A 9,969-nucleotide genomic window follows, 5' to 3' on the forward strand; every position below is an offset into this window, starting at 1 on the left:
GAAGCCGGCGCCGCCGCGGCCGCGCAGGTCGATGGCCTCGGCGAGGGCGAGCAGGTCGGGGAGGTCGGGTTCGCGGGCGGCGCCGTGGACGGCGAGGTGGGCGGCGCGGTCGAGGCGCAGGCCGTCGGGGCCGAGGCCGGCGGTGAGCCGGGCGACGCCGACAGCGGCGACGTCAGGCAGCGGCACCGGCGTCACCGCCCCGGGATCGGCGGCAGCTCGACGGTGTCCTGGCTTACCGGCCCGTACCACCCCTCCGCCCCGGGGTAGTACCGCGCCCCCTGCCCCCGCTGCTCCGCGGCCGCGGCGTGGACCGGGGACGGGAACGGGCCCTGGCCCCCCGCGGGCGCCGCGTCGCCCCCGCCCGGGAACATGCCCCCGCCCCCCGCGGGCGCCGCGTCGACCGCAGACGGCAACGCGCCCTGGCCCTCGGCGGGTGCCGCCTCGGCAGCGGTGGGGAACGCGCCCCCGACTCCCGCCTGTGCCGCCTCGGCGCCCCACCGCGCGGCGTACGCCGCCGCGGCCTCGCTCCGCCAAGGCACCCCGCCGGGCCCGTTCCCGACCTGCGGCGACGGATGCCCGTGGGCCGACGCGGAGTCAACCGGGTGCGCCCCCACCGCACGTTCATGCCATGCCCCGCCGCCATGCGGCTGCGCCGCCCCGCCGGCGAGCGCGGCAAAGCCGCCGGTGTCCGCCGGGTCGGACGGACCGGCCAGCGTGCCGCCGAGCGGCGTCGACGTGGCCCTGCCGACGGAGCGGGTGCTCCAGCCGGCGCCGTCGGGCAGCGCGAACCCGCCGGTGTCGGCGGGGTCGGACGGACCGGCCAGCGGGTGCGGCCCCGTCGCGGGCTGGGATTGGCCTGCCGCCGCCGGCGCGCCTCCCGCGCGTCCGTGCCAGGTGTCGGCGCCAGGCACGGTGAACCCGCCGGTGTCGGTGGGGTCGGGGTGCCCGGCCAGGCCGCCGCCGAGCGGCTGCCTCGACGCCGCAGGCATGCCCGCGTTGCGCGCGGGCCAGTCGGCAGCGCCAGGCACCGTGAACCCGCCGTTGCCGGCGGGGTCGGGGTGCCCGGCCGGCGGGTGCGGCGCCGGGCCGCCGGGCACGGCGAAGTTGCCGGTGTCGGCAGTCGGGTCCGGGGGCGGGCTGGGGTGGGCCGTCCAGTCGGCGCGTCCGTCGGCGACGAGCCGGGGGGCCGGGAGCGTCGGGAAGCCGCCCGTGTCGGCGGGGTCCGGCCCGGCCGCCGTGGCGGCGCTCACCGCGCGGGTGTGCCGGCCTGCGGCACCAGGCACGGCGAAGGCACCGGTGTCGGTGTCGGTGTCGGCGGACAGTACCGGGATGCCGGTGGTGCTCATGGCCGACGCCACGTCCGCGGCGGGCCCGCCGACCGCCCAGCCGGCGCTTCCGCCCGCAGCGGCCCCGGCTGACGCCCCGCCGGCCCCGTCCTCGGCGTCCGCCGGAGGCTTCGGCGTGGGGGCGAGGCGGCCGGGGCGTACCGCGCGGAGGAGGAGGACGAGGGCCGCGGCGGCGAGGCACGCCGCGTAGCCGATGGTGACCATGGGGCTGGAGACCGGGCGGCCCGCCTTCAGCCCGTGCAGCAGGGCCGCGCACCACGCCACGTAGCCCGTCCCGTGCAGCAGCCGCCACCGCTTCGTCGAGCGCCGCCCCGGCGCGAACGCGCTGCGCATCGCCCCGACCACCGCCGAGCCGACGAACAGGTACGCGGCCACCGCGCCCAGCCCGATGTAGAGCCGCTCGCGGTCCGCCGCCCCCGGCAGCAGCCCGCCCGCGTCCACCTCCCCGTACGCGATCTTCACCGTCACGTGCAGCGCCAGGAAGCACAGCCCCAGCACGCCCGTCCCGCGGTGCACCGCCTGAGACCAGAGCCGCTGCCGCGGCCCCAGGAAGCGCCCCGCGGTGGATATCTGACCCCAGATCACCGTCGCGGTGAGCGACAGCAGGGTGATCACGCCGGCCCAGTAGTCGAGGAACTCGCCGGCCCCGTCGAGCATCCCCCGCGCGTGCAGCCCGAGCGCGATGCCGCCGACGGTGACCGGCAGCACCGCCAGTGTCCCCGCGGCCAGCGCCATCCGGCGCCCCCGCGCCGGCGCCCCGGCCATCGCGGCGAGCCGCACCTGGCGCATCCGCCGCAGCCGGGGCAGCCGCGGCAGCCGCCGCGTCGGCCGTATCCGCCCGCCTCGGCGCGTGCGAGCGTGAGTAGTGGTCATGGTTGACGCCCCTCCGGATAGGAGTTCCCCACGGGACAGGAGGTTCGCCGCCTCGGCCAGGGCCCGTCACGGACTTGTCACAACCCGCGGTGATCGCGTGCTCACGCTGCTAGGTTGGATCGGCTGTGCGCCCCGTCCCCGTTCGAGCGGTCTCCGGCGGGTGCCCGGCGATCATGGAGCCCGACACGCTACTCTTGGCGCCATGCGTGCCGTGCAGCTGCTCCTTAGCCGGCCGCGCTGACGAGAACCGCCCCGTGGTGATCGGGTCCGATCCGGGGCCGGTGTCGGCGCGGCGTCCCCTCCTGTGCGAGGGGCTTTTTTGTTGGCCGCGGGCCTTCCAGGGCAAGGCAGAAGCAGCTGAAGAGGGATGAAGTTCCGATGGAGTCGACTGTGATGAAGAGTGACACCGCCACCGCCGAGGCGGTAGACGCCCCGCACCGCTACACGTCGGCGCTGGCCGCCGACATCGAGCGGCGCTGGCAGCAGCGCTGGGCGGAGGACGGCACGTTCGAGGCGGCCAACCCGGTGGGCGCGCTGGCCGGTTCGACCCCGGCCGACGGCCGCCCCAAGCGGTTCATCATGGACATGTTCCCGTACCCCTCGGGCACCGGCCTGCACGTCGGCCACCCGCTGGGCTACATCGCCACCGACGTCTACGCCCGCTACTCGCGCGCGTCCGGCCACAACGTGCTGTACACGCTGGGCTTCGACGCCTTCGGCCTGCCCGCCGAGCAGTACGCGGTGCAGACCGGTACGCACCCGCGGATCACCACCGAGGCCAACATCGCCTCCATCCGCACCCAGCTGGGCCGGCTGGGCCTGAGCCATGACCCGCGCCGTTCCGTGGAGACCATCGACCCGGCGTTCTACCGCTGGACGCAGTGGATCTTCCTGCAGATCTTCAACTCCTGGTACGACCCGGACGCCGACGCCGCCCGCCCCATCGACGAGCTGGTCGGCAGGTTCGAGCGCGGCGAGAAGGACACCCCCGAGGGCGTCGGCCCCTGGGCCGAGCTGTCCGCGGTGGAGCGCGCCGAGGTGCTGTCCGGGTACCGCCTGGCCTACGCCGACGACGCGCCCGTCAACTGGGCGCCCGGCCTGGGCACCGTGCTGTCCAACGAGGAGGTCACCGCGGACGGCCGCTCCGAGCGCGGCAACTTCCCGGTCTTCCGCGCCAACCTGCGGCAGTGGAAGATGCGCATCACCTCCTACGCCCAGCGCCTGCTGTCCGACCTGGACCGGCTGGACTGGCCCGAGGCCATCAAGATCCAGCAGCGCAACTGGATCGGCCGCAGCGAGGGCGCCCGCGTCGAGTTCCCCGTCGAGGGCCCCGACGGCGAGGCGGGCGAGCACACCGTCACCGTCTTCACGACCCGTCAGGACACCCTGTTCGGCGCCACCTACATGGTGCTGGCGCCCGAGCACCCGCTGGTCGACGCGATCGTCCCGGCGCAGTGGCCGGAGCACGCCGCCTCCGCGTGGATCGGCGACGCCGCCACCCCGCGCGAGGCCGTGGACGCCTACCGCCGCGCCACCCAGACCAAGTCCGACATGGAGCGGCAGGCCGCCGACGCCAAGGAGAAGACCGGCGTCTTCACCGGCGCCTACGCGGTCAACCCGGCCGACGGCCGGCGCGTGCCGGTCTTCATCGCCGACTACGTGCTGATGGGCTACGGCACCGGCGCCATCATGGCGGTGCCCGCGCACGACTCCCGCGACTTCGCCTTCGCCCGAAAGTACGGGCTGCCGATGCAGGTCGTCGTCGAGCCGCCGGCCGAGTCCGGCCTGGGCACCGACCCGGCCGACTGGGAGCAGGCCTTCGACTCCTACGACGCGACCATCGTCAACTCCGACGACTCCTCGGAGGGCGGCGTCAGCCTGAACGGGCTGACCGTCACCGAGGCCAAGCGCCGGATGGCCGAGTGGCTGGAGTCCACCGGCCGCGGCGCGGCCACCGTCAACTACCGGCTGCGCGACTGGCTGTTCTCCCGGCAGCGCTACTGGGGCGAGCCGTTCCCGATCGTCTACGACGAGGACGGCGTGGCGCACGCGCTGCCCGACTCGATGCTGCCGGTCGAGCTGCCGGAGATCGACGACTACTCGCCGCGCACCTTCGACCCGGACGACCGCGACTCCGTCCCGGAGACCCCGCTGTCCCGGAACGAGGAGTGGGTCGAGGTCACCCTGGACCTGGGCGACGGGCCGAAGCGCTACCGCCGCGAGACCAACACCATGCCCAACTGGGCCGGCTCCTGCTGGTACGAGCTGCGCTACGTCGACCCGGACAACGAGAAGGCGCTGGTCGACCCGGAGAACGAGCGCTACTGGATGGGCCCGTCGGACGGCACCGACGCGCGCACCGGCGACCCGGGCGGCGTCGACCTGTACGTCGGCGGCTCCGAGCACGCCGTGCTGCACCTGCTGTACGCGCGCTTCTGGCACAAGGTGCTGTTCGACCTGGGCCACATCTCCTCGGACGAGCCGTTCCGCAAGCTGTTCAACCAGGGCATGATCCAGGGCTTCGTCTACCGCGACGAGCGGGGCTTCCCGGTGCCCGCCGCCGAGGTGGAGGAGATCGACGACGCGTACTACTACCAGGGCGAGAAGGTCTCCCGAGAGCTGGGCAAGATCGGCAAGTCGCTGAAGAACGTGGTGCCCCCGGAGCTGGTCTACGACGAGTACGGCGCGGACACCCTGCGGCTGTACGAGATGGCGATGGGCCCGCTGGAGGTCTCCCGCCCCTGGGACACCCGGGCGGTGGTCGGCTCCTTCCGCTTCCTGCAGCGGCTGTGGCGCAACATCGTCGACGAGTCGACCGGCGCCGTCACGGTCGTCGACGAGCCGGCCGACGAGGTGACGCTGCGCGTCCTGCACAAGGCGATCGACGGGGTGCGGCGCGACTTCGAGGGCCTGCGCTTCAACACCGCCGTCGCCAAGGCCATCGAGGTCAACAACCACCTGACCAAGGCGGCCCGCCCGGTGCCGCGGGAGGTGGCCGAGCAACTGGTGCAGCTGGTCGCGCCGCTGGCCCCGCACGTCGCCGAGGAGCTGTGGACCCGGCTGGGGCACACCACCTCGCTGGCCTACGAGGGCTTCCCGGTGGCCGACCCGGCGCTGGTCGCCGACGAGACGGTGACCTGCGTGGTGCAGGTGAAGGGGAAGGTGCGGGACCGGCTGGAGGTCTCCCCGTCGATCTCCGAGGACGAGCTGCGCGACCTGGCGCTGGCCTCCGAGGGCGTGCAGCGGGCGCTGGACGGCGCCGGGGTGCGCAAGGTGATCGTGCGGGCGCCGAAGCTGGTCAACATCGTCCCGGCCTGACGCCCGGCGGTTCGGCCGCCAGCCCCTAGGTGAGAAGTACGGGCTCCCTCCTGCTCCGGAGGGAGCCCGCGCGGCGTTGCGGTGCGCGACAATGGCATCCGTCGAGTGGTGGATCGGGAGGTCGCGCGGTGGAACAGGTGCTGATAGCGCTGCTGGTGTTCGTCGCCGTGGTCTTCGGCGTCGGCGTGTACGCCGCGGTCAAGGCGAAGCGGGCGCTGGAGCAGCGGTTCGCCCAGCGGGCCCCGATCGCCCGGCGCCGCGCGGAGGATCTCGCGCTGCGGGCCCGCACTCTCACCCGTCCGGGCACCCCGGGCCGGGTCGCCCAGCTCCGGCTCGACCTGCGCACCTCGCTGGACAGCACCCGCCGGGTGCTGGAGGCGGGCGCCTCGACGGACCCGCAGCTGACGGAGGCGCTCCAGCTGTGCGAGCGGCTGGAGAAGCAGGCCGTGGAGCTCGACGGCGAGCTGCGGATGCTGGAGCAGGAGCCGTCCACCGGCCGCGAGCGGCTGAAGACCAAGCTGCCGGAGCTCGCCGACCGCGCCGAGCGGATCGGCCATGCCGCGGACTCGCTGCGCTGGGCCGCGCAGGACCGCGCCCGGCACACCTCGGAGGACGAGCTGACCGAGCTCTCCCGCGAGGTGGAGATGGAGGCGGGGGCGCTGCGGCACTGGGCGCCGTCCCCGGTGGAGGGGAACGCGCCGCGCCGCGAGGCGACGGCGAAGAAGCGCGACGAGCTGAAGGACTGACGGCCCGGCACAGTCCGTGCACAGTCATCGCCCAGGTCTTCATATGTTGATCTGACTTACCGACTTAACGGTGGGTGAGCTGCGGGGAAACGGCGGTCCCCGAGTACGCTCCGAGGCATGTCCCGCGTTGCGATCGTCACCGACTCGACGGCCTACCTGCCGGAGGAGCTCCTCGAGCGGCATCGCATCGGCGTGGTGCCGCTCTCCGTGGTGATGTCCGGAGAGGCGTACGACGAGGGCACTCAGGTGGAGCCGCGCGCGGTGGCGTACGCGCTGCAGCGCCGGCGCGAGGTGACCACCTCGCGCCCCGCGCCGGAGGCGTTCGCCGCGGCCTACCGGGCGGCGGCGGAGGAGGGTGCGGACGAGGTCGTCTCGCTGCACCTGTCCGCGGAGCTGTCCAGCACCCATGAATCGGCCTGGCTGGCCGCGGAGTCGGCGCCGCTGCCGGTGCGGGTGGTGGACACCCGGATGGTCGCCATGGCGCTCGGGTTCGCGGTGCTGGAGGCGGCGGAGGCCGCCGAGCGCGGCGCGGACGGCGAGAAGGTGGTGGCGGCCGCGCTGGGCCGGGCCGAGCGGTCCTCCGGCCTCTTCTATGTGGACACCCTGGAGTACCTGCGGCGCGGCGGGCGGATCGGGGCGGCGCAGGCGCTGCTGGGCTCGGCGCTGTCGGTGAAGCCGCTGCTGCACCTGGAGGGCGGCCGCATCCAGCCGCTGGAGAAGGTGCGCACCTCCTCCAAGGCGGTGGCCCGGCTGGAGGAGCTGGCGGTGGAGCGCGCGGGGGACGGGCCGGTCGATGTGACGGTGCATCATCTGGCCGCCGTCGAGCGGGCCGAGCCGCTCGCCGAGCGGCTGCGGGAGCGGCTGCCGGGGCTGCGGCGGCTCTTCGTCACCGAGGTCGGCGCGGTGATCGGCGCCCATGTGGGGCCGGGTCTGCTGGCCGTGGTGGTGGCACCGGTCTGAGCCGTCGTGGTGGCGCGGGCCTGAGCCGTCGTGGTGGCGCGGGCCTGAGCGGGTCGGCCTCCTCGCGGAGTTGTCCACAGGCCGCGGGACGAGTTTCCGGAGGTGCCTCCCGGCGCTTCTAGCGTCTCCTGCATGGCTGAGGAACTGTCGTGGTGGGAGCGGGCCCGGCTGGCGGTCGGGGAGCGGGTGCGGCTGGGGCGCGGGCCGCTGGTGGTGCTGGCGGTGCTGTGCGCGGCGGCGCTGGCGGTGGCGGGGTGGAGGTACTGGGACGGCCGGCCGGAGGCGGTCGCGCCGCCGCGTCCGGTGGCGGCGGCCGCTGCCGCGGTGCACGGGCCGGAGCCCCAGGGCACCCGGCTGGTGGTCGATGTGGTGGGGAAGGTGCGGCGCCCCGGCGTGGTGCAGCTGCCCGCCGGCTCGCGGGTGGCGGACGCGGTGCGGGCCGCGGGCGGGGCGACGGAGGCGCGCCACGAGGCGGGGCTCAACCTGGCGCGCCGGCTGGTCGACGGCGAGCAGCTGCGGGTGGGGGAGCCGGCGGCGTCGCCCGCGGGGTCGGACGGGGCGGCGGACGGGGCGTCAGGAGGCCGGGTGAGCCTGTCGAACGCCACCGAGCAGCAGCTGGAGCAGCTGCCGGGGGTGGGGCCGGCGCTCGCCCAGCACATCATCGGCTACCGCACCGCGCACAGCGGCTTCGCCACCGTCGAGGCCCTCCGTCAGGTCCCCGGCATCGGCCCGCACCGCTATACCCAGATCGCCCCCCTGGTCACACCGTGACAGGCGGTGAGCAGCCCGGGGCCGAGCCCAAGCCCGCGCCCGGGGCCGAGCCCGAGCCCGGGGCAGGGCCCGGGGCCGCGCCGGGGACCGGCGAGCGCAAGGAGCCGCAGGACTGGCGGCTCGCGCCGCCCGCGCTGGCGGCCTGGCTCGGTGCCGCCCTCGGGCCGCGGCTGCCGCTCGCCTGGCCGGCGCTCCTCGGCGGCGCCGCCGTCCTGCTGTACCTGTGGCGCCGCCGTCCCACCGCTGCCGCCGCGCTGCTGTGCGCGCTGACCGCCGCGGCCGTCGCGCAGGCCGCCGCGGCCCAGCCGCACCGCGGGCCGCTGCCGGCGCTCGCCGCCGCGCACGCCACCGTCCGGCTCGACGCCACGGTCACCGGGGATCCCGTCCGCCGCAGCCCGCGGGTGCACGGGGCGGCCGTGGGCCGCGCCTTCGTCCTCGTTCCGGCGACGGCCGAACTGCTCCGCCCCGGAACGCGGATCAGCACCTCCGTCGGCCTCGTCTACCGCGATCCCGCGGCGGCCCGGCTGCTGCCCGGCACCCGGCTCACCGTCACCGGGCGGGCCGCCACGCCCTACGGGCCCGTCCACGGGCGGGCGGTGGCCGCCGTCGTCCGGGTCGCCGGCCCGCCGCGGCAGCTCGCCGGGCCGCCCGCCGCGCAACGCCTCGCCGGCGCGCTCCGCGAGGGGTTGCGGCGCGCCGCCGATCCGCTGCCCGGCGACGCCCGGGCGCTGCTTCCCGGGCTGGTCATCGGCGACACCTCGCGCGTCCCGGACGATCTGGAGGCGGCCTTCCGCGCCACCGATCTGACGCATCTGCTGGCGGTGAGCGGCGCCAATCTGTCGATTCTGCTGGCCGTGCTGCTGGGGGCGGCCGCCCGCGGCGGGCTGCCGCTGCGGCTCACCGCCGTCCTCGGCGGGGCGGTGGTGCTCGGCTTCACCGTGCTCTGCCGGCCGGACCCGAGCGTGCTGCGGGCCGCCGCGTTCGGCGCACTCGCGCTGCTGGCGCTCGCCACCGGGCGGCGGCGCGCCGGGCCCGCGCTGCTCTGCGGGGCGACGCTCCTGCTGCTGCTCTTCGCGCCCCGACTCGCCGTCTCCTTCGGGTTCCTGCTCTCCGTGCTGGCCACCGCCGCGCTGCTCACCGTCGGCCCGCGCTGGGCCGAGGCGCTGCGGCGGCGGCGCGTGCCGGCGCCGCTCGCCGAGGCGCTGGCCGCCGCGGGCGCGGCGCAGGCCGCCACCATGCCGGTGATCGCGATGCTGGCCGCGCAGGTCAGCCTGGTGGCGGTGCCGTGCAATCTGCTCGCCGAGCCGGCCGTGGCGCCGGCCACCGTGCTGGGGTTCGCGGCGCTGGCCGCCGCGCCGCTGTCGCCGGCCGGCGCCTCCGGCCTGGCGTGGCTGGCGGGTTGGCCGACCCGCTGGATCGCCGCGGTGGCCCGGCACGGCGCCGCGCTGCCGGGCGCGGCGGTGCCGTGGCCGGGCGGCTGGACGGGTGCGGCTGCGGCGGCGGCCGCGCTGGGGGCGGGCGGCTGGCTGCTGCTGCGGGTCGGCCCGCGGATGCCGCGTGGCGGTCGGATCGCGGTGGCGCTGCTGCTGGCCGCGGTACTGCTGGTGGTGGTGATCCGTCCGCCGTTCCTGGTGCGGATCGTGACGGGCTGGCCGCCGCCGGGGTGGCGGGTGGTGGCCTGCGACGTGGGCCAAGGGGACGCCATCGTGCTGGCCACCGGGACGCCGGGGTCGGCGGTGGTGGTGGACGCGGGGCCCGATCCTGCCCCGGTCGACCGCTGCCTGCGGCGGCTGGGCGTGCGGCGGATCCCGCTGCTGGTGCTGACGCACTTCCACGCCGACCATGTCGGCGGTGTGCCGGGGGTGCTGAGGGGGCGTCGGGTGGGGGAGATCGAGGTGTCCCCGGTCGACGAGCCGGCCGGCGGCGGGGCGCGGGTGGCGCGGTGGGCTGCGGCG

General features: G+C 76.1%; 6 protein-coding genes and 1 pseudogene. 5 read left to right on the plus strand and 2 right to left on the minus strand.

Annotated features, from left to right (window positions below; genetic code table 11):
• Both BIV57_RS22140 and BIV57_RS22145 read right to left on the minus strand, forming a co-directional pair.
• Window positions 1-186: pseudogene (locus BIV57_RS22140) on the minus strand (oxidoreductase); the annotation flags it as partial.
• Between the two features lie 5 nt (window positions 187-191).
• Complete coding sequence (locus tag BIV57_RS22145) at window positions 192-2,219, minus strand: ferric reductase-like transmembrane domain-containing protein (RefSeq protein WP_139275762.1); 2,028 nt, start codon at window positions 2,217-2,219, stop codon at window positions 192-194.
• Between the two features lie 393 nt (window positions 2,220-2,612).
• Here BIV57_RS22145 and leuS point away from each other — a divergent pair, with 393 nt between their 5' ends.
• The 5 genes from leuS to BIV57_RS22170 all read left to right on the plus strand — a co-directional run.
• Window positions 2,613-5,537 (plus strand): leucine--tRNA ligase, encoded by a 2,925-nt coding sequence (leuS, locus tag BIV57_RS22150; protein WP_079170589.1) that lies wholly within the window; start codon window positions 2,613-2,615, stop codon window positions 5,535-5,537.
• Between the two features lie 128 nt (window positions 5,538-5,665).
• Window positions 5,666-6,283: a hypothetical protein gene (locus BIV57_RS22155; RefSeq protein ID WP_071658646.1), complete on the plus strand. Its 618-nt coding sequence runs from the start codon at window positions 5,666-5,668 to the stop codon at window positions 6,281-6,283.
• Between the two features lie 117 nt (window positions 6,284-6,400).
• Entirely contained in the window at window positions 6,401-7,243 is an 843-nt protein-coding gene (locus tag BIV57_RS22160) for a DegV family protein (RefSeq protein ID WP_071658647.1), read from the plus strand.
• A gap of 132 nt (window positions 7,244-7,375) precedes the next feature.
• Complete coding sequence (locus tag BIV57_RS22165; RefSeq protein ID WP_071658648.1) at window positions 7,376-8,014, plus strand: helix-hairpin-helix domain-containing protein; 639 nt, start codon at window positions 7,376-7,378, stop codon at window positions 8,012-8,014.
• Window positions 8,011-9,969: ComEC/Rec2 family competence protein (locus BIV57_RS22170; RefSeq protein WP_071658649.1), on the plus strand; the 1,959-nt coding region annotated here is incomplete at its 3' end. The genes BIV57_RS22165 and BIV57_RS22170, both read left to right, overlap by 4 nt.

It is taken from the genome of Mangrovactinospora gilvigrisea (assembly GCF_001879105.1).
GTDB lineage: Bacteria > Actinomycetota > Actinomycetes > Streptomycetales > Streptomycetaceae > Mangrovactinospora > Mangrovactinospora gilvigrisea.